Here is a 19527-nt window from a genome sequence, read left to right as displayed (position 1 = left end):
GCCCCACTCCCCCCACGGAAGCAATCTTGTCCAAGCCCCGAAGCAAGGCCCTAGTTGAAGGAGCCGTGCCATGAAAGGCAAGAGAAGACGCAGAACCACCGTGGGACGGGGCGTCCCCGCCCTGGCCCTGGGCCTGACCCTGATCGCCGGACTCTGCGTCACGGCCACGGGGACGGCCGCGGCGGACGACCCCTCGTACGCCTTCCGCAACCCGAAGCTGTCCGTCGACCGCCGTGTCGACGACCTCCTCGCCCGCCTCACCCTCGACGAGAAGATCTCCCTGCTCCACCAGTACCAGCCCGCGATCCCCCGCCTCGGCATCCAGTCGTTCCAGACCGGCACAGAGGCCCTGCACGGCGTCGCCTGGCTCGGCGAGACCACCGTGTTCCCGCAGGCCGTGGGCCTCGCGTCGACCTGGGACCCGGCGTTGATGAAAAAGGTCGGTGCGGCGGTGGGCGACGAAGCGCGCGGCTTCCAGCAGGAGCGCCCGGCCGGCTGGGGCCTCAACCTGTGGGCCCCGGTGGTCAACCCGCTGCGTGACCCGCGCTGGGGCCGCAACGAGGAGGGTTACTCCGAGGACCCGTACCTGACGAGTTCGATGGCGATCGCGTACGGCACCGGCCTCACCGGCGGCGACCCCGACCACCTCAAGACGGCGCCCACGCTGAAGCACTTCCTCGGCAACAACAACGAGGTGGACCGCACCACCACCTCGTCCGACCTGCGCCCACGCGTGCTGAAGGAGTACGAGGAGCCGGCCTTCAGACCGGCGATCGAGGCGGACGCGGTGACCGGCGTGATGTCGTCGTACAACCTCGTCAACGGCCGCCCGGCGACAGTCGATCCGGCGCTCGACGACGTACGCACCTGGACCTCCCACGACCTTCTGAACGTCACCGACGCCCACGCGCCCAACAACCTGACCGGCACCGGCAGTCAGAAGTACTACGGCACCCTGACCGAGGGCAACGCGGCCACGCTGAAGGCGGGTATCGACAGCTTCACAACGGACGACACGAACTCCGTGCGGACCACGACGGCAATCAAGTCGGCAGTGTCCACAGGCCTGCTGAAGGAGTCGGACGTCGACACGGCGGCCGGGCACATCCTGAGCATCCGCGTCCGGCTCGGTGAATTCGACCCGGGCGGCGGAAAATACGGCTCCATCGACAAGTCCGTCATCAACAGTCCGGCCCATCAGAAGCTCGCGCGGAAGGCGGCGGCCGATGCGGCGGTACTGCTGAAGAACTCGGGCGCCACCCTGCCCCTGAAGTCCTCCGCGTCCCAGGACATGGCGGTCGTGGGCCCGCTCGCCGACACCCTCTACACCGACTGGTACTCGGGCACCCTGCCGTACGCCGTGACGCCCAAGGAGGGCATCGCCGCGAAACTCGGCACGTCGGTCGCGAGTAGCGAAGGCGTGGACCGGATCACGCTGAAGAACGCGGAGAGCGGGACGTACGTGACGGCGGGGACGGACGCCGACGGCGAAGTGCTGAAGGAGAGCGCGTCCAGTGGGGCCGAGGCCCAGTTCGACGTGTTCGACTGGGGCTCCGGCATCGTGACCCTGCGGTCGGCCGCGAACGGCAAGTACGTCGGCTACAACTGGTCGAACTTCGTCAACGACCAGGCCCAGCCGAACGGTTGGTTCGTGCAGCAGCAGTTCGCGCTGGAGGCGCAGGCCGACGGCACGCACCTGCTGCGGTACGCGGGCTACGAGACCCGGGAGCCCTGGTGGTCCAACCCGGTCTACCTCGGCCCGGCCGGCGACGACGGCACCCTCGGCCTGGTCACCAAGGCCGAGGCCGCGCGCTACACCAAGGACATCGTCCGCAGCGGCGTCGAGGAGGCCGTGGCGGCGGTGAAGAACAAGGACGCGGCGGTCGTGGTGGTCGGCTCCATGCCCGCGATCAACGGCCGCGAGAACGACGACCGTGAGGACATGGGCCTGGCCCCGCCCCAGGATGCCCTGGTCAAGGCGGTGCGAGCGGCCAACCCGAAGACGGTCGTGGTCGTCGAGAACAGCTACCCGACCACCCTCGGCGCCCTCCAGAAGGAGGTCCCCGCCCTCCTGTGGACCACCCACGCTGGCCAGGAGACCGGCAACGCCCTCGCCGACGTCCTCTTCGGCGACGTGAACCCGGCCGGACGGCTCACCCAGACCTGGTACGAGTCGGAGGCCGACCTCCCCTCCATCCTGGAGTACGACAACATCAAGCACGACCGCACGTACCAGTACTTCAAGGGTGACCCGCTCTACGAGTTCGGCTACGGACTCTCGTACTCCTCCTTCCGCTACGGGAAGTTGAAGCGCTTCGACGACGGGTACGAGGTCGCCGTCACGAATACCGGCAAGCGTGCCGGGGACGAGGTCGTGCAGCTCTACACCCACCAGCGCGTCTCACGCGACAAACAGCCGCTGAAACAGCTGGAGGCGTTCCAGCGGGTCTCGCTCAAACCGGGCCAGACGAAAACCGTCAAGCTGAGGCTCACGACGAAGGACCTCGCACACTGGGACGTCACCCGTTCCAAGTGGGTGGTCGAGAGCGGCACGTACGACGTCCTCGTGGGCGCGTCCTCCGAGGACATCCGCTCCCGTACGTCCCTGAAGGTGCGCGGCGAGACGATACCGGCCCGGGGTCTCTCACGGCCGACCCGGGCCGAGAACTTCGACGACTACGAGGGTGTGCGGCTGGTCGACGAGTCCAAGGTCCGCGGAACCGCGGTGGGCGCTTCGGCCGACGGGGCCTGGCTCAAGTTCGCCGATGCCCAACTGGGCTCCGGCGCGGCGAAGTTCAGCGCGCGGGTGGCCGGAGCAGCCGGGAAGGTCGAGATACGGCTCGGCTCGCCGACCGGTACGCTCATCGGCACGGCGAAGGCGTCCGGAACGGGGTCGGTGTACACGTACGAGACGGTGAACGCCTCTCTGTCCGCCGCCGCGAAGGGGCGCCAGGACGTGTACCTCGTGCTGAGCGAGGGCCAGAGATTGTCGACGTTCTCGCTGCGCTGACCCGGACGGCCTGCGGCTGATCGTCCTTCTCGTCGGTACGTGCGCCTGTACCCACGAGAGGCACCACCAGGTCGTCGGTGTGCTCGTGGCCCCGCGGGAAGCGGGCGCCGTCGACGGGGTGGAACCCCCTCGACGGCGGGTGGAACCCGTGTCCTTGATCGCGGGCGCGTATCCGATGTCATGGTGATCAGCGTCTCGGGGCCCCCTCCGGCGTGCGGGCAAGCCGCTGTGCCGTTTCCGCTACACCTTGGGGCCCACCTGCGGGGCAGGGACATGGGCGGAAGTGATCCTGACCGACAAGGTCTGCACTGCGATCAGGTCATCGGCAGTCACTGTGTTCGCGACTGCCTGGCGATCACCCCCTCCAGCGAGGTGCTCGAAGCGACTTCCCGTGTTGAGCATCGATTCGGCCGAAGCCGTCCGGCAACGATCGAGTCATGCCGCTGTACCGGGATCGATGGGACGGTTGTGCAGTGCCATCCCGGACGGGGTCTGACTCCTGAGATCTTTGACCGAAGTGTCCAGTCACGGACCTGTCGACTGTCGTCGCGGGATGCTGCCTGCCACCGAGCCACAGGGCGTGTCCCCATAGGGGCCTTGCCGACGATCAGGCGCCATCACAGTTCAGACCGCCCGAGCAGGCCGGTGCGCATCCACCCAGCCGGCACGTCACCACGTGGGAGGCGAACCAGCATGACGACCCGACAGAGCAGCACCTCCTCCAGCACAGATCCTCCCGTCCGGCGCGAGGTCGTGCTGGGCGTGGACACGCACGGCGAGGTTCATGTCGCCGCCGTGATCTCCTCGCTTGGGAAAATCCTGGGCACCGAGTCCTTTCCGGCCACGGCGGTCGGCTACCGACAGTTGCTCGTGTGGGCCCGCAAGCGGGGTACGGTGCGCCGTGCCGGTGTGGAGGGCACCGGGACCTTCGGCGCGGGCCTGTCCCGCTACCTGCTGGCCCAGCAGATTCAGGTGTTCGAGGTGAACCGGCCCGACCGCTCGGCCCGGCGGCTGCTGGGGAAGTCGGACCCGCTGGACGCTCAGGCCGCCGCGCGAGCGGTGCTCAGCGGTCGCGCCCGGGCCCGGGCCAAGTCCGGCGACGGCCCCGTGCACAGCGCCCGGATCTACAAGCTGGCCAAAGACTCCGCGGTCAAGGCCCGCACCCAGGCGATCAACCAGCTCAAGGCCGTCCTGGTCATAGCCGATCCCGCCCTGCGGGAACGGTTGTCGAGCCTCGGCAACGCCGAGCTGTTCCGCACCTGCGCGCGCCTCGGCCCACCCGACGGTGGGGGAGACGAGGACGCGGTGACCCAGGCCACCCACATGACGTTACGCATGCTCGCCGAGCGCATCGAACAGCTCACCGCGCAGATCAATGAGCTCAACCAACGCCTGACCCGGCTCGTCGAACACCACGCCCCACAGCTGCTCGAACCGGTGGGCATCGGTCCGGACAGTGCCGTCACTCTCCTGATCACCATGGGGGACAACCCTGAGCGGCTGAACACCGAGGCGTCCTTTGCTGCCCTTTGCGGAGTCAGCCCCATCGAGTACTCCTCTGGCCGGCGGCGCACGCGCCGGCTCAACTACGGCGGCGACCGCCAGGCCAACGCGGCCCTGCACCGCATCGTGTTCACCCGGCTGCGCCACGACCCGCGTACCCAGGCGTACTACGAACGCCGCACCCAGGAGGGCAAGACCCGACGTGAGATCATCCGATGCCTCAAGCGGTATGCCGCCCGAGAGGTCTTCAACCTGGTCAGGCCAGTGTCCAGCACCCCCGCGTTATAGGGGCGTCTGCGACGAGGAGCCCCGCAGGTGCGGCCCGGCGGGGCTTCTGAGTACGTGGGGTTTCCTGTCCGCCGTGAGCACTGTCGCACTCGGGTTCTCCTCTCCCGAGCACCCGAAGCAAGGATGCGGTGACGACACGCGTCTTACGGCCGACGCACAGCATCCGACCCGGGAACTCTTCGCGACCAACCAAGTCGTAGCCTTCACCCCTGCAAAGCCCAACGCCTTTGCCGCATTGCGGTCCACTTCCCTGTAGGCCCCCTCCATACGGGCTCCGTGCCACGACGAAGCCCCGTCGGGGCTCGGCGGGGCTTCTGTGCACAGAGGTTGTGACGGAGTGCAGCGGCCGGCGTGGGCACCGTTGTACTCCGGCTCTCCGCGGGCCAGGTCAGTCATCCCCGGTGGTCCGGCTCACCAGTGCGCCGTACGCCAGTTGCAGCGCGTCCGCGCCGGCCAGTGCCGCGAGCGCGCCCATGGCGGTCCGGGTTGCCCGCGGCCACAGCAACTGCCCGGCGGTCAGGGTGGACACCACCCAGACGCTCGTGCAGAACGGGCACGTCACCAGCTCGCCGACGGTGTCCCTGCCGCCTTCCGGCTGCGCCTCCTCGTGCAGTTCGGCGGGGCCCTGGGGGCCGACGTACCGCGTGAAGGGCGCGCGCAGCGGACTGGTGACGGACGCCTTGCTCAGGAGTCTGCTGAGCCGGAAGGTGGCGACCGAGGTCAGGACCACGTCCCAGGGCTGGGGCCGGTCGGGCAGGGGGCTCCCGCGCAGCCGTACCGCCGTGGCCCAGGCCGCGGTGTACGCCCCGAATCCCGTCATGGACGCGAGATAGCCGCCCAGCGGCCGGTCGTGCCCTGCGGAGTACCGTCGTCCGGTGCGCCGGGCGAACTCGCGCAGGCGTCGTGCGAGGCGGTTGTCAGCCGTCTTGTCAGCTGCGGCGTCACCTGTGGTTTCAGCCCTGTTGTCAGGCGTGGTGGCCAGGGGATCCATGGGTCACACCCTCCTCCGCGGCGCCCGGTTGCCGCTCTGTCTCCCGGCTGTTGTCCGTGTGCTCCGCCCGGTCGTCCTGGCGCAGGCGTATCTCGATGTGGCCGTCGGTGATCCGGGTTTCGAAGGCGGGCTGGGGAGCGGTGGCGGGGCCGCGTACGTTCCAGCCGTCGGAGAGGCGGAAGACGCTTCCGTGCCAGGGGCACTGGATGCATCCGTCGGCGATCGTGCCCTCGGACAGTGGTCCGGCGAGGTGGCTGCACCGGTCGGCCAGAGCGTGGATGGTGCCGCCGGTTTCGCGCACGACCAGGACCGGTACGTCGTCCACACTGCGCCGCACGGGCCGGCCGGCCGGGAACTCGTCCACGGTGCCGATCCGGTGCCAGCCCTCCGTGACCACGTGCGGCACCTCTTCGGCGTGGTTGGCGCCGGATGCCTGACGGTAGGCGAGGTGGCCGCCCAGCATGCCGCCGACTCCGACCGCCGTCAGCCCGAGCAGGCCGTAGGCTCGGCCGGCCGCGTGGCGTCCGTTGAGGCGGCAGGTGAGTGAGGTGGCGTACAGCGCGACGGCTGTCACGTTGCTCAGGGCGTGCACCAGGCCGACGCGTTGTTGCTGGCGGTGCAATTCCGCCCAGTCGGTCCAGCCTGCCAGGGCCGCGGGGGCGGCGGCGGTCAGGCCGACGCCGATGAGCACTTCCGCTTCACGGGAGCGGCCGGGCCGTAGATCGAGCAGGGCCGCGGACAGCCAGCTGCCGATCGGCACCTGCACCATCAGCGGATGGACGGGGTGGCCCAGCCACCTTCCGTGCAGCGCGTCCCGGCCGCGACCGATTGGCAGGGCACGCACACCCCGGCCGATGGCGTCGATCACCGCATCGGCCCGGGGGTCTCGTTCTATGCGGTCCAGCAGCGCCAGGACCCGGTTCTGCCGCATCCGACGGCGTGGCGTCGTGGTCATGCGCAGCCGGGTCCCCACCTGCGCATACCGCAAACGGCCGACCAGGCCGGATGAACCCCGGCAACGGCCCCATGTCACGAGCCAGCGCGCGAGGACCCGCCGCGGCAGGGCGGCATGGACTGCCTGTTCCTGGGGGACGGCCACCCGGTCGCGGAGTGGGTCCGGTGCTGATGGAGGCCGTGCCGGCTGAAGCGTGCGCACTCGGCCTCAGCCAGGTGCGGTGGACGACCGTGAGGAGAAGCGACGTTACTTCCTGTCTGTCGACCAGAAGGCCGTCGTCTGGAAGCCGGTCATCAGACGCAACTGGGATCCGATGACGGGTACCCGGGAGGGACGACCGGGCTGCTCGTCCTCGGTCTGAGGGGAAGCGAGGGAGGAAACCGTGCAGCGGCCTGATGAGGAGCTGCTGGATTTCGATACCGGCGAGCTGGAGGACTGGGACGAGGAGCGCGCACGAGCGGCCCTCGACGGCGAACACGGCACGCTCTACCGCAACCACCTCGACATCGCCCTGCACCTCGACCAGCGGGCGGAGGCCGAAAGCCGGCGCACCGACACCGACGCGCGCTACAAGGCGGGCTTCACCCAGGCCCTGCGGGACACGGCCGCGTTCCTGCGGCAGACCTACTACCTTCCCTGAGCCGGGCGAAGGGTTTCGCCCGGACGCCCGGCGTCCTGGCCCCCTTCATGATCTGGCCGGTGCCGTTCCGCCCGCGGTGCCGGGCCCCGCGGGTTTCCTTCGATCGTGCGCGGGGGACCCGACGCCCGTGGTGGCATACGGAGCAGAGCAGCGGGTGCGCCTGCTGGCGCTGCGGGCGGGCTGGCTGACGCAGACGTTCGTCCACTGGCCGTTCCGGCCCGACGCGATCCAGGCGCTCCTGCCCGGGGGACTGGTCGTCGACGACTACGAGGGGGCCGCCTGGGTGGGGCTCACCCCCTTCGTCATGGCGGACGTGCGACCACCCGGTGTACCCGCCTCGCTGCCCGGCCTGCCGACGTTCGCGGAGACCAACCTGCGCACGTACGTACGGCACCGCGACGGCCGGGACGGGCTCTGGTTCCTGTCCATCGAGGTCGCCTTCCCCCCGATGGTGGCGGCCCGCGCCATCGGCGCACCGTACAACCCGGGCACCCTCCGCGTGTCCACGGACGGGGACACCGTCTCGTACTCCGGTTCCCGATGGATCGGTGACGCCTCCTACCGTCTGGTCGTCCGGCCTGGCGACCCGATCGAGCCGACGGAGCGGGACGTGTGGCTGACCTCGCGCTGGCGGGCTTACACCCGCAGGCTCGGCATGCTGTGGGAGACGCCCGTCGAGCACGAGCCGTGGCCGCTGGCCACCGCCGACGTCGATGTACTGGAGGAGACGCTGACCGCCGCGGCGGGCCTGCGGGAAGCCCCCCTCGGTGAGCCCCTGGTGCACTTCTCGGAAGGAGTCAGGCATGTACGGCTCGGGCCCTCCAGGCCATGCGGCCCGGAGCGCGTCTCCCAGCCCTCCTGACTCCCCTCGCCCGAATTCTGGCGCCGTCACGCGACACCCGCGCGTGCGCTTCGACGGCTGGATCGCGGGCATGGGCACCTCCTCCGGCACACGGATCGTGCTCGGACACTGGCAACGGTCGCCCTTCGGAGCGTTCAGCGACGTGATGCTGGAGCGGGCCGACGGGGACAGGCTGCTGCTGGCCCCCACGCGCGAGACAGCGGACTTCATCAGCGGCACCTACATCTTCGACACGGCCCGTGTCGTCCCGGTCGAAGTGAGCGTCACGCACGACGCCTGGACCGTCACCGCCGGGCCACTCGACCTGCGTTTCACCACCGGCCGGCGAGGGCTTCTGGGCTTCTCGCTGCGGACCGTGCCCGGCGCGCTCGCCCGCCGTCCGGCATGGAGCGCGCTGACGGACCGGCCCGCCCGCCTGCTGCTGCCCGGCGTGCGCACCCGCGGCAGCGCCGGACAGGGCCGCCGGGAGTGGTACGGCGCCCGGGACCTGCTGCCGATCCGTGCCGTCTCGGCCGCCTACGGAGGCGCGGACCTCGGGGCGATGGCACCCGTCGAGCCGCCCGTGCGCTTCGGGTTCGGTTCGGCGCCGAGGAACCCCTCCGCCACCCGGGTCACGACGACAGTCGAACTCGGCCCGGAGTGACGGCGCCTGGGCAGGGTACCCGGCCGGGACCTACGGAGGGATGACCCTTGAGCAGAACCGGAGTGCGGGAGCCCGCCCACACGCTCGCGGTCGCGCACGGTGCCTTCAACATCGTGGGCGGACTGTGGCCCCTGCTGCACCTGCGCAGCTTCGAGTGGGTCTTCGGCCCGAAGACCGACGTGTGGCTGCAGATGACGACGGGCGGACTGCTCGCCTCCGCCGGCGTCGCCCAGCTCGCGGCGGCCGGGGACGCGCAGGGCCCGGCCCACGCCCGCCGTGTCGGTCTGGGCACCGCCGTGACGCTGCTGGCCGTCGACTTGGTCTACGTACCCAAGGGGCGGATCCGGCCGACGTACCTCCTTGATGCCGCGATGCAGACCGGATGGATCGCCGCCTGGCTGCGTTCGTCCCCAGCGCGGAGTACAGGGGACATCAGGAGCGGCCGACGGTGAACGAGCGGCTCCCGCTATCACCGCCCGGACCGCCCGGACGGCTACTCCCCGACGCGCCGTTCGGTGACGACTGCCGGATTCATGCCCCGTAGGCATGCCTGCGGGGCAGCGGTCCGACGTGGGCGTGGCGCCCGGGGCGGGCGTCGGCGTGGCGCTGTCCGGGGCCCGGGCCGCCGCGGGCGGCCAAGGCGTCGGCGACGGCACCCGTGGCGAAGGCGTAAACGGCCTTGTGCAGCAGGTCCACGACGAGTTCCTTGCGGGGCCAGGTCTGCGGTGGGGCGCCGACGCCGGTCGCGTTCTCCAGGATCTGGTCGTTGGTGAGGCGGACGACGGCGAATTTGGCGGAGGCGACCGGTCCGCGCAGTCCGGCCTGGGCCATGACCGACCGGAGCACCCCGAGGAGGGCGGCCTGGCCATAGTGCATGGCCCAGTTGACTGGCAGCGGTTGGGGGCCGGGTCGTTCGGGCAGGCCGATCAGCCGCTGCAGGACCCGCGCGGGCACATGAGAATCGGGCCGGCCGGTGACGGCCTGCTCGATCTTCTCGCCGATAGTCATCACGACGCCTCCGGCGGTACCGGCGAGCAGTCCCTGCCACAGTGCGCGCTTGATCATGCCCTGGCGAGTACCCGGTACGACCACCTTCACCCACCGGTCGCGCGGCGGGCGTCCCGGTGGGCGACGGTGGGTGGGGAGTACCCCGGCCGTGTCGCCCTATCTCTCTCACGCCGCCCGGGCCCGGCACACGGACCGCGCAAAGTACCGGCGAGATCCGCGGCCCGCTACACACCGCCGGAGTGGGTGGCGAGCGCAGGTGCGGGTACCCGTGGCGCGAATCACGCGAAACAGACATTTCCGACCCCGCCCCTGATGTACGGAGGATGCCATGTCCTTGGTCGAGAAGCTGCTCGACGCCTACCCCGCCGAGACCGGGATGCCGCCCAAAATGCTGGGCGAGGCGGTCGACAAGCTGTACGAGTGCGCAGGCGTCTGCCTGACCTGCGCCGACGCTGCCGCCGCCGAGCAGGACCCGGAAAAGATCGTGATGTCCATCAAGTGCGTGCGCCTGGACAACGACTGCGCCGACCTGTGTACGGTCGCGGCCCGCATCCTGGCCCGCCAGACGGGATACGACGCGCCGACGACGATGGCGATCATCGAGGCGACCCGCACCGTCCTGCGCGCGAGCGCGGACGCTGCCGAGGAGTTCAAGGGCACTCCGTACTTCGAGCTGTCCGCGAAGGAGTGCCGCGAGACGGAACAGCTGCTGGGTCGGCTGGCCGAGCAGATGGGCTCGAGCGACGCCGGCGAGGGGTACCCCACGTCCCCGCCCAGCGCGACGACGCCTGCCGGAGCCTCCATGGGCGGCGGGGCAGAGACGTCTGGAACGTCCGAGGCGTCCCAGGAGGTCTCCGAGGAGCAACTCCGCGAGATGAACATGGACGAACTGCGCGACATGGCCCGCGACAAGGGCCTCAGCGGTGTTCACGACATGCGCAAGGAAGAGCTCATCGACGCGATCAGCGGGAAGCGCGGGTCCTAGCGCGGCGAATCGATGGCCAGGACGGACCGGCATGATCACGCCTTGACAGGTCAAGGCCCTGCTGGAGTCCAACGCCGACCTCGGTCGTCGTGTCCGGCGCCGCCGCCTTGAGCAGGTCGGCTCCAGGGACGCTGTCCCTGGCAGCTGTCCGGGAGCACGACCTGCTGACGGGCGCCTGAGCAGTTGCTCTGGACCCGCGCGCCTACGACGTACCGGGCGGGCCGCGCAGGACGTCCGTGGTGATGTCCGGCAATGACCTGCCGGTGCGGAGGGCCTCGGCGCGCATGAGGGCGAGGGCGTCCTCAGGGCTGATCCGCCGTCGGCCCGCCAGGGCTCCGACGGCACGCCAGGTGTCGAACCAGTGGGCACGGACCACCTGCTCCGGCTCCCACGCCGGGGCGTCGTTCCCCGTGAGCAGCATCTCGCGGGTGGGCATGAGCGCCGCCGTCACCGCGTCGGCCACGTGGGACGCCTGCTCCAGGGCGTCCTCATCGAGAGCGCGGGGCCGTGTCGACAGCAGGTCTACCGACCCGAGGACGTAGTCGCCGAAGAACAGGGGGAGCGCGTACACCGAGCCCACTTCCGGGAGTTTCTCGTGCGCCATCGCCCCGAACAGCGGCCAGGGCGTCAGTTCCTGCCGCAGGTCGTCCACGGCCACGGGCTCGCCGGTCTGCGCGGCACTGATGCAGGGCCCCTCCAGCACCGTGAACTGGATTTCCTCCAGCAGCAGGGCGGCATCGTCCGACGCGGCGAGCAGCTGGCGGGAGGGTGTGTCGGTGAGCAACGACAAGGTGGCACCGTCCACGCCGAGTCCCTCGCACACCGCCGCGCACACCCGCCGGGGAACCTCCTCGCGGGGGTGCCCGCCGCGGCTTCCGCGACCAGCCGCACCGCCTTCGTCGCCTCGGCCATCATCCGGCCCTCCGCAGCCCTGACGCATGTGCCCCGATGCCCACCGTCACGTGTCTCCCTGTGTCATCCGAGCGGACGGCCACCGCCGACTCACCGCCCCTGTGCCCGCGGCGGACGCCGATCCGCGCATGTCGGGTGCCCTGTGTCGCCGCGTGCAAGCCACGAACGGCACATGAGACCCGGTCGACTCGGGGGAGGGCAAGCGGCGGGGCCGCCGCTCCCACCGCTGCCGCAGCCGCAGCAGATGCGGCGGACTGCTCAGGTCGCTACTGGGGCGGCTCCCGACGACCCGGACCGCCTTGACGGGGACGGTGACGCCATGGGCTGCGAGGCCAAGTGATCCACCTGTACTCCACCACTCCGCTGGCAGACGGCCAGCCCCGCCCGCGGTCAGTGCCGCGGCCTTGGCTTCGCCGGCCGGGACGTGACGGCTCTGCGGGCCTCGCTGCTCGGAGCCTGTGCCGATTGCGGCTGACGTCGCGTCGCTGCTGTGACATGCCTGTCGGGTGCCATACCTTGGCGGCGTTGCCTGGCGGCGGCCAGCCGGTTCTACCCGGGTGTCGTGGACGTGAGGTTCTCCTCCGGGCGTGTTCCTGCACGTTGGCGCGGAGGGCGGCCTGGTGGCTGCCGGGTTGCGGGCCATGGCGGTCTCATGTCCCGTGTGCCGGGTCTGCGCCCGATGCCTGCCGTGAGGAGGAATGCGGGTGAGCAGCACCGCGCTTATGGGGGACGTGCTGTCCGCTGCCGAGGCCGGCGGCTTGGGGGCGGCGCGGTCGCAGATGGCGTTGTCGCTGGGCTGGCACATCATCGTCGCCTGCCTGGGGGTGGGGATGCCCGCGATCACCGTGTTCGCCGAGTGGCGCGGTCACCGCACGGGGGATGTGCACTACCGGCTGCTGGCGCGGCGGTGGGCGAAGGCGATGGGGGTGCTGTTCGCGGTCGGAGCGGTGTCCGGAACCATCCTGTCGTTCGAGATGGGCCTGCTGTGGCCCGGGATGATGGGCACCTACGGGCAGGTCATCGGCCTGCCGTTCTCACTGGAGGGCATCGCCTTCTTCATTGAGGCGATCTTCCTTGGCATCTACCTGTACGCCTGGGACCGGCTGCCGCCCCGCCAGCACATGCTCACCGCACTGCCGATCCTCGTCGCGGGAGTGGCCAGCGCTTTCTTCGTGGTCGCCGCCAACGCCTGGATGCAGCAACCCGTGGGCTTCCAGATGCGGGGCGGTCGGGTCGTCGCCGTCGATCCCTGGGAGGCGATGTTCAATCCGGCGACCCCGCCGCAGACCGTTCACATGATCCTCGCCGCGTTCATGGTCGCCGGTTTCCTCATGGCCAGTGTGTACGCGGTCGCGATGCTGCGCGGCCGCCGCGACCGGTACCACCGGCTCGGCTTCCTGGTGCCGTTCACGATCGCCGCCCTGGTGACCCCGGTGCAGATCGGGGTGGGCGACTGGGCGGCGCACTTCGTGGCGGACAACCAGCCCGTCAAACTCGCCGCCATGGAAGGCGTCTTCGACACCGCGCGCGGTGTTCCCCTGCATGTGGGCGGTATCGCCGTCGACGGCGAGATGCGCTACGGCCTGGAAATCCCCCGCGGGCTGTCCCTGCTGGCACACTTCGACCCAGACGCGCAGGTCGCGGGGCTGAACGAGGTGCCGGCGCGCGACCGCCCACCCGTCAACATCACCCACTGGGCGTTCCAGATCATGGTGGGCTGCGGGTTCGCGCTGCTGGCCCTGTCCGCCTGGCTCGGCCTGGTGTGGCGGCGCCGCAAACGGCTTCCGGGCACCCGGTGGTTCCTGCGCGCCGCCGCGCTCTCCGGGCCGGCCGCGGTCCTGGCGCTGGAGTCCGGGTGGGTCGTCACGGAGGTGGGGCGCCAGCCCTGGATCGTCTACCGCGTCATGCGCACGTCCGAGGCGGTCAACCCCGCATCCGGAGTGGTGTGGGGATTCGTGGTGGTCAGCGTCGTGTATCTGGTGCTGACCGTGGCCACGGTTTATGTGCTGCGCCGCCTGGCCCGTGACCAGCCCGTGCCGATCGCCCCGCAGGAGCGCGATGTCGCCGAGTTCAAGGTCGTCTGAGACGCCGAGCGGAAGGAAGGACACCGGTCATGTCGCTGCCCGAGGCCATGCTGGCGGTGCTGTGGATCGGTCTGACCGCCTACGTGTTGTTCGGCGGCGCCGACTTCGGCGGCGGGGTATGGGACCTGCTCGCCGGAACCACCCGACGCGGCAGGCCCCAGCGCGACCTGGTGGAGCACTCCATCGGTCCCGTCTGGGAGGCCAACCACGTCTGGCTGATCTTCGTCATCGTGCTGCTGTGGACCGGCATCCCGCCCGTCTTCGCCGCCATCGCCTCCACTCTCTACATTCCGCTGACCCTGGCCGCCCTGGGGATCATCGCCCGCGGTGCGGCCTTCGCCTTCCGCAAGGTCAGCGTCGAGATCTGGCAGCAACGCCTCTTCGGCGCCACCTTCGCCTTCTCCTCCCTGGCCACGCCCTTCTTCCTGGGCACCGTGGCGGGCGCGGTGGCCTCCGGCCGGGTACCCGCAGGCATCACCCAAGGCGACACCGTATCCAGCTGGCTCAACCCCACCTCGCTGATCAGCGGGGCTCTCGCGGTGGGAACCGCCGCCTACCTCGCCGCGGTCTATCTCACCCGAGACGCCCAGCGAGCCGGTGATGCGCCGCTGACCGAAGCGTTCCGCCGCCGCGCACTGGTCACCGGCTTCGTCGTCGGTGTCCTGTCCGCGGCAGGGCTGGTCGTCCTGCACGCCGACGCACCCGCGCTCTACTCCAAACTCACCTCCGGCAGTGCCTTGCCCCTGTTGATCCTCTCCGTGGCATCGGGGCTGGTCTCCCTGGCGTTGCTGATGTGGGGCCGGCACCTTTTGGCCGTGCGGCTGACAGCCGCCCTGGCCGTCGCCGGCCTGCTGTGGGGCTGGGGAATCGCCCAGTACCCCCGGCTGCTGCCCGGCGTCACACTCCAGGACGCCGCCGCCACCGACACCGTCCTGTCGGCCAGCCTGATCTGCCTGGCCGTCGGAGCAGTCCTCCTGTTGCCGTCCCTGTGGTGGCTGTACGCCACCTTCCAACGCGACCATCCCCAGCCGGCCGAACAGGCTGACGGACCGACCCACGGAGACAGTGGCACGTGACGGCGCTCATCGCCGGCTGCATCAACGGCAGCACGTGAAAGCGCCCGTCACCGGCCGCACGTACCGACACCGAGTCGGCTGGAAAGCCCCCAGCGCAGGTACCAGCGCAGCCGAACGGGTCCTCGCCCAGCCCTAGCAGGGGCGTCGGCGCGCTGCCGGTCAGATGCGGCGTGTGATCAGTGCCCGCTTCACTTCCTGGATCGCCTTGGTGACGGCGATGCCACGCGGACACACGTCGGTGCAGTTGAAGATTGTGCGGCAGCGCCACACTCCGTCATTTCCGTTGAGGATCTCCAGCCGCTGCTCACCGCCGTCGTCCCGGCTGTCGAAGATGAAGCGGTGCGCGTTGACGATCGCCGCCGGACCGAGGTACTGCCCGTCGGTCCAGAAGATCGGGCACGACGATGTGCACGCGGCGCACAGGATGCACTTGGTCGTGTCGTCGAAGCGCTCCCTGTCCTTCGCGGACTGGATGCGCTCCCGGGTGGGCTCGTTGCCAGTCGTGATGAGGAACGGCATCACGTCCCGGTAGCCCTGGAAGAACGGCTCCATGTCCACGATCAGGTCCTTCAGCACGGTCAGGCCCTTGATGGGCTCGACTGTGATGGGCTTGCCCGGGTTGATGTCCTTGATCAGTGTCTTGCATGCCAGCCGGTTGCGGCCGTTGATCCGCATGGCATCCGACCCGCAGATGCCGTGCGCGCAGGAACGGCGGAAGGTCAGCGAGCCGTCCTGCTCCCACTTGATCTTGTGCAGACCGTCGAGGACGCGCTCCTTCGGATCGATCTCGACCAGGAAGTCCTGCCAGGTCGCCTCCGCGGAGACCTCCGGGTTGAACCGGCGGATCCGGAAGGTGACCGTGATGTACGGGAATGCAGCGGAAATCTGCTCCGCCTTGTCCATAACCGGCGTGGCCATCGGAACCGGCCCTCCAGCGCTCGCTGTGGTGGCTGCCTGCCGAACCGGTCGACGGCCGAGGCAGGCGCGCGGTGAACCCCCCTCCCCGCAGAACGCTTCGACGCTCCGCCGGTCCACCGTACGCCCGGTGCTGACCCGGCGCCGCGCGCCAACGCATGCGGTAGATCCGCGATCATCAGCCGCCGGGTATACACGCGAGGGCCAGTGGGTGGCGACGCGCGACTCTGGGTACCCGCGACGGCAACGACACCAGGGCAGCGAGCCGGTGCGACCCACACCGTCGGAGCCGATGCCGCCCGCACCAGGGCGGCCATGAGCAGGACAGCAGGCGGAACGCCCGGAGGCGGAGGAGGTGACGGCGATGAACCGGACGGCGCGCCGACGTCGGCCTCTGACCAGGGTCACCGCAGCCGCGACGGCCACACACGCCTTCTTCGAACTGGCCGCAGGCGTCGGGATGCCCTTGGCGTCGCTTCTGGGACCATTCACCGCTGCGAGCGCGTGGGCTGTCGGTACGGCAACGGCCTGGCGGGCGGGGGGCACCTGGCCCTCGCGGGACGATCCGGCCTTCGCCGTGCTCAACGGCGTGAGCCTGGCTGCGGTGATCGCCCACCTGACGGGCTGGCCGCGCAGGCGGACGCGGCTGGGTCTTCCGTGGCTCACGGACTGCGAAGGGCTTGGCCCGCGGCTCATGCCGTACTACAACCCGATCCTCTACGTCTCCGGTACCGCGGCCGTGGCAGCCTTGCTCCTGGAGAACGAATCCGCTCCGCGACGCCTGCCGCTGCTGGCTCCTGCGCTGGTTCCCCTCCTCGTCGCCGCCCAGCGTGCGGAACACCGCCGGCTGAAGGCGATCGCGGCAGCCCGCCCCGGATGGTGGAACCGCCGTCTTGTTGAAGCCGGACATTTCGCTCGACACCACGGCTGATCGACGCCGTGTGGCGCCGATGCCTGGCTGATGAGGCGCTGGCTCGTTTGACGGCCTGCGCGGGGCCGTCGCCGCAGAGTTCCCCGAGCGGCGAAGCCGGCCGAGACCCCCCGCCTCAGCGACGTGCAGAGCGAGATGGAGTGAGCACACCTCGCTCTGCCTGCTTCAGCAACCGCCCGGCACGGCCATGGCATTGCTCATGCCCGGGGTCCTTACAGTTTGCGTGGCTCAGCGTTTCTGGCCGGGTCAGTGATGTCGATGCCCGCCGGAATGAAGCCCCGAGGCGCACCTGCGGCTCGGGCGGGAACTTGGGGCCGTCGGTATCCATCCCGTCCAGGCAGGACAACAGCTCCCTGGCCTCGCGTTCCTCACGCAGCCGTTCGTCAACCACCTTCTCGCCGCCCGGCCCTGCCCGGCGGGTGAAGGGATGGATCACCTCCTCCTCGGCCGTCTCGTGCACGGCGAGCAGGCGGACGAGGCGGCGAAAGGCGGCCCGCCGCTCGCCCCCGGTGGTCTTCTCCACCTCGTCGAACAGATTGCGGATGTCACCGTACTGGCGCCCTGCCGACGGTCACCGAGTGCCCCGGCTGCACTGGTCAACCTCTGTTTGGAGCCGGTCGGGGCAGCTCCACGTCGGGTGCGAGGGGCACGGGCGCGTCCGCCGGCCGTGTACCAGCCCACCCCCAGCACCACCGCCAAGGCCGCATCCACCACATCGCCGCCGTAGTACATCCATTGGGCGCCGCTGTGTAGGTCGGCAGGAGTGAAGTCGGTGCCGGGCGGCGGCGATGCGTACAGGGTCTTGGCGAGCACCGCGTGCGCGGCGCCGGCGGCCAGCAAGGTGGCACCGCGTACGGCGACACTCCAGCGACGGCGCACCGGGTCGAGTTGGCACATGGCGAAGGTGAACGCGAGCCCTGCCGCCAGCATGTGGGCGTGCACCACGCCGTGCAGCAGCGGCTGGTGCCGCATGGTCGCGAACAGGTCCGTCCGATACAGCAGCCAGAGGCCGCCCACGTCCAGCAGCGCCGCAAGCGGTGGGAGGACGAGCCAGCCGACGGGACGGGATCGCGCGAGGACCAGCAGGCGTCGTCGTGCCCGGCCGGGCCTGAGGGCTCGCAGGGCGAGGGTGAGGGGGCGGGCCACGACGAAAGGCAGCGGGGCGGCCATGCCGACGACGAGGTGCTGGATCATGTGCCCGGTGAACGGTCCTCCCGGCACAATTCCCCCCGACGCCCAGGCCGTACCGACGCCCCCGGCGGTGAACGACACATCCCGCCATCGGGGCCAGGCATCCCCGCGGCGCCGCAGACGCCCCGCGGCCAGCAGATACGCCACCGCCACCAGGAGCGCGGCCACGATGGTGAGCAGCTGGCCCGTCCCGGGTCCGGTGGCCGGGCCGGGGTGGACGTGCGCGAGTGTCACGACGCCGGCCCGGCCCCGCCGCGGCGGGCCGCACGCAGGGCCAGGATCACGCCGATGAGCAGCAGGACCAGACCGGCGATGTTCCACGCCCAGTCGTACGGGGTGACGTCCACCCCGTAGCGGATCTGGTGCAGGCGCAGCAGTTTGTGGTCCACGATCCCGTCGAACAGCTGGAAGGCGCCCAGCCCGAGGAAGAAGCCCGACCACGCGTGGGCCGACGCCAGGGCCCTGCGGCGGCGCAGATCGGCGTAGAGGAAGAACCCCGCGACCAGAGCCAGCAGTTCGGCGGTGTGCAGCAGTCCGTCGGACAGCAGCCCCACGCCGGAGGTGGAACGATCGTAGAAGTGGTGCCACCCCAGGATCTGATGGAAGACGATCTCGTCGACCGAGGCCATGACCGCCGCCCCGATCACTGCGCAGACGGCCATGGACCTGCGGGACGCGGAGCCGGCGCCCGGTGCGGTGTCGGACCGGACGGAGTCGCTCATGGCTCTTCCTTCCCGCTGTACGACGACGTCGGCTGGGGATGCCCGGCGCCGAGTACCCGCCAGGACAGGGCCAAGCACAAGTGCACGGCCCTCAGGGGAGAGGAGACACGCTTCAGGACAGGGAGGGCGAACGCCGCCCATGCTCGACGTCGCAGGAGTTGGAAGCCGGTTTCCCGCGCCAACCGGCCTCGCGGCGGTCACTCGGCCGGCGGCACAGCGAGGACATGGGTGGATTCGGCACGCGGACGGCCAGTCGTCCGGCCGGGACGCCTGCTGGGCGATCAACGAGGCCGGGCGGTGTCTTCCCTACGTCGATGTCGTGGTCTCGTCGCCCTCTCCGGTGTCCGGTTCTGCGCGCTTTTCGGCGCCCGTCTCCAGGTAGCCGGGGTCGTCGCCCGAGACCCGGCCCACGAAGACGTCGTTGCGCGTCGTCCCCGTCGTGCTGTGCCGGTCCGCCGCCTCGGCGTCCGGCTTACCGCCGGTGTCCTCCGACCGACCCGAACGGACCTCTGCGGAGGGCTCGTTCGTGCGACCCCCCAGGTGTTCGCGGACCCATGACCACACGGACATGATGCCTCCCGATCAGGAGATGCGTGCCGGCGTCGACGGCGTGCCCGTGCTGCCCTCGGCACTCAGCGCCGCACCCGGTTGGTTCAACGTCGTCTGCGGCGCATCGCGACGGCCGCGGCCAGCACCAGGACCCCGGCGAGCCCGATGAACACCTTCTTGGCAGTGGCCATGGACGTGCTCAGTCCGAAGGCGTCGCGCAGCCGGTCGTAGAGACCGAGCGGCACACCCAGGACCGCGTTGC

18 protein-coding genes and 2 pseudogenes are annotated in these 19527 nt (G+C 70.3%); 10 read left to right on the top strand and 10 right to left on the bottom strand.

Going from position 1 to position 19527, the window contains the following annotated elements; translation table 11 throughout:
• Positions 1-70 precede the first annotated feature (70 nt).
• Positions 71-3010: a glycoside hydrolase family 3 protein gene (locus C1J00_RS18710; protein ID WP_102910216.1), complete on the top strand. Its 2940-nt coding sequence runs from the start codon at positions 71-73 to the stop codon at positions 3008-3010.
• Between the two features lie 240 nt (positions 3011-3250).
• Here C1J00_RS18710 and C1J00_RS45910 read toward each other — a convergent pair whose 3' ends face one another.
• Positions 3251-3412, bottom strand: a complete 162-nt coding sequence (locus C1J00_RS45910; protein WP_245936397.1) for a DUF6308 family protein — start codon at positions 3410-3412, stop codon at positions 3251-3253.
• A gap of 291 nt (positions 3413-3703) precedes the next feature.
• Here C1J00_RS45910 and C1J00_RS18705 point away from each other — a divergent pair, with 291 nt between their 5' ends.
• Positions 3704-4801 carry an IS110 family RNA-guided transposase gene (locus C1J00_RS18705; protein ID WP_245936396.1) on the top strand — a complete coding sequence of 366 codons (1098 nt, stop codon included), beginning with the start codon at positions 3704-3706 and terminating at the stop codon, positions 4799-4801.
• Positions 4802-5189: 388 nt separating this feature from the next.
• Here the strand turns inward: C1J00_RS18705 and C1J00_RS18700 are convergent, their stop codons facing one another.
• The gene (locus C1J00_RS18700) at positions 5190-5792 is read right to left on the bottom strand and encodes a DUF1360 domain-containing protein (protein WP_102910215.1); all 603 of its coding nucleotides are present in this window, start codon (positions 5790-5792) and stop codon (positions 5190-5192) included.
• Entirely contained in the window at positions 5767-6723 is a 957-nt protein-coding gene (locus C1J00_RS18695) for a Rieske (2Fe-2S) protein (protein ID WP_102910214.1), read from the bottom strand. The genes C1J00_RS18700 and C1J00_RS18695 overlap by 26 nt, the downstream gene beginning before the upstream one ends.
• 406 nt (positions 6724-7129) lie before the next feature.
• Between C1J00_RS18695 and C1J00_RS18690 the strand changes: the two genes are divergently transcribed.
• From C1J00_RS18690 to C1J00_RS18675, 4 genes are all read left to right on the top strand, one after another.
• Entirely contained in the window at positions 7130-7387 is a 258-nt protein-coding gene (locus tag C1J00_RS18690) for a hypothetical protein (protein ID WP_102910213.1), read from the top strand.
• Between the two features lie 127 nt (positions 7388-7514).
• Positions 7515-8249 carry a YqjF family protein gene (locus C1J00_RS18685; RefSeq protein WP_102910212.1) on the top strand — a complete coding sequence of 245 codons (735 nt, stop codon included), beginning with the start codon at positions 7515-7517 and terminating at the stop codon, positions 8247-8249.
• Between the two features lie 70 nt (positions 8250-8319).
• A complete protein-coding gene (locus tag C1J00_RS18680; protein WP_245936398.1) occupies positions 8320-8892 on the top strand; it encodes a hypothetical protein in 573 nt (190 codons plus the stop codon).
• Positions 8893-8939: 47 nt separating this feature from the next.
• Complete coding sequence (locus tag C1J00_RS18675; protein WP_102910210.1) at positions 8940-9344, top strand: hypothetical protein; 405 nt, start codon at positions 8940-8942, stop codon at positions 9342-9344.
• Positions 9345-9423: 79 nt separating this feature from the next.
• On the opposite strand, the gene C1J00_RS18670 is transcribed toward C1J00_RS18675, so the two are convergent.
• Complete coding sequence (locus tag C1J00_RS18670) at positions 9424-9957, bottom strand: hypothetical protein (RefSeq protein WP_102910209.1); 534 nt, start codon at positions 9955-9957, stop codon at positions 9424-9426.
• 271 nt (positions 9958-10228) lie between these two features.
• On the opposite strand from C1J00_RS18670, the gene C1J00_RS18665 reads away from it, so the two are divergent.
• Positions 10229-10885, top strand: a complete 657-nt coding sequence (locus tag C1J00_RS18665; RefSeq protein ID WP_102910208.1) for a four-helix bundle copper-binding protein — start codon at positions 10229-10231, stop codon at positions 10883-10885.
• 202 nt (positions 10886-11087) lie between these two features.
• Here C1J00_RS18665 and C1J00_RS18660 read toward each other — a convergent pair whose 3' ends face one another.
• Complete coding sequence (locus tag C1J00_RS18660; protein WP_102910207.1) at positions 11088-11825, bottom strand: GAF and ANTAR domain-containing protein; 738 nt, start codon at positions 11823-11825, stop codon at positions 11088-11090.
• 676 nt (positions 11826-12501) lie between these two features.
• Here C1J00_RS18660 and C1J00_RS18655 point away from each other — a divergent pair.
• Both C1J00_RS18655 and C1J00_RS18650 read left to right on the top strand, forming a co-directional pair.
• The gene (locus C1J00_RS18655; protein WP_381038202.1) at positions 12502-13881 is read left to right on the top strand and encodes a cytochrome ubiquinol oxidase subunit I; all 1380 of its coding nucleotides are present in this window, start codon (positions 12502-12504) and stop codon (positions 13879-13881) included.
• A gap of 29 nt (positions 13882-13910) precedes the next feature.
• Positions 13911-14957: a cytochrome d ubiquinol oxidase subunit II gene (locus C1J00_RS18650; protein WP_102910205.1), complete on the top strand. Its 1047-nt coding sequence runs from the start codon at positions 13911-13913 to the stop codon at positions 14955-14957.
• Positions 14958-15116: 159 nt separating this feature from the next.
• Here the strand turns inward: C1J00_RS18650 and C1J00_RS18645 are convergent, their stop codons facing one another.
• On the bottom strand, positions 15117-15875 hold the full coding sequence (locus tag C1J00_RS18645; protein WP_102910204.1) for a succinate dehydrogenase iron-sulfur subunit: 759 nt from the start codon (positions 15873-15875) through the stop codon (positions 15117-15119).
• Positions 15876-16227: 352 nt separating this feature from the next.
• Here C1J00_RS18645 and C1J00_RS18640 point away from each other — a divergent pair, with 352 nt between their 5' ends.
• Positions 16228-16803 (top strand): hypothetical protein, encoded by a 576-nt coding sequence (locus tag C1J00_RS18640; RefSeq protein WP_146046208.1) that lies wholly within the window; start codon positions 16228-16230, stop codon positions 16801-16803.
• A gap of 298 nt (positions 16804-17101) precedes the next feature.
• Here C1J00_RS18640 and C1J00_RS46820 read toward each other — a convergent pair.
• From C1J00_RS46820 to C1J00_RS18620, 4 genes and pseudogenes are all read right to left on the bottom strand, one after another.
• Positions 17102-17362 (bottom strand): annotated as a pseudogene (locus C1J00_RS46820) (hemerythrin domain-containing protein); the annotation flags it as partial.
• Between the two features lie 119 nt (positions 17363-17481).
• Positions 17482-18141 (bottom strand): annotated as a pseudogene (locus tag C1J00_RS18630) (cytochrome c oxidase assembly protein); the annotation flags it as partial.
• Between the two features lie 83 nt (positions 18142-18224).
• On the bottom strand, positions 18225-18716 hold the full coding sequence (locus tag C1J00_RS18625) for a DUF2243 domain-containing protein (protein WP_245936394.1): 492 nt from the start codon (positions 18714-18716) through the stop codon (positions 18225-18227).
• 306 nt (positions 18717-19022) lie between these two features.
• On the bottom strand, positions 19023-19286 hold the full coding sequence (locus C1J00_RS18620; RefSeq protein WP_102910201.1) for a hypothetical protein: 264 nt from the start codon (positions 19284-19286) through the stop codon (positions 19023-19025).
• Positions 19287-19527: the final 241 nt, after the last annotated feature.

The organism is Streptomyces cahuitamycinicus (genome assembly GCF_002891435.1).
In the GTDB taxonomy this organism is placed as follows: domain Bacteria; phylum Actinomycetota; class Actinomycetes; order Streptomycetales; family Streptomycetaceae; genus Streptomyces; species Streptomyces cahuitamycinicus.
The sequence above is the reverse complement of the archived record's forward strand: the minus strand, read 5'-3'. Positions and strand labels throughout refer to the sequence as shown.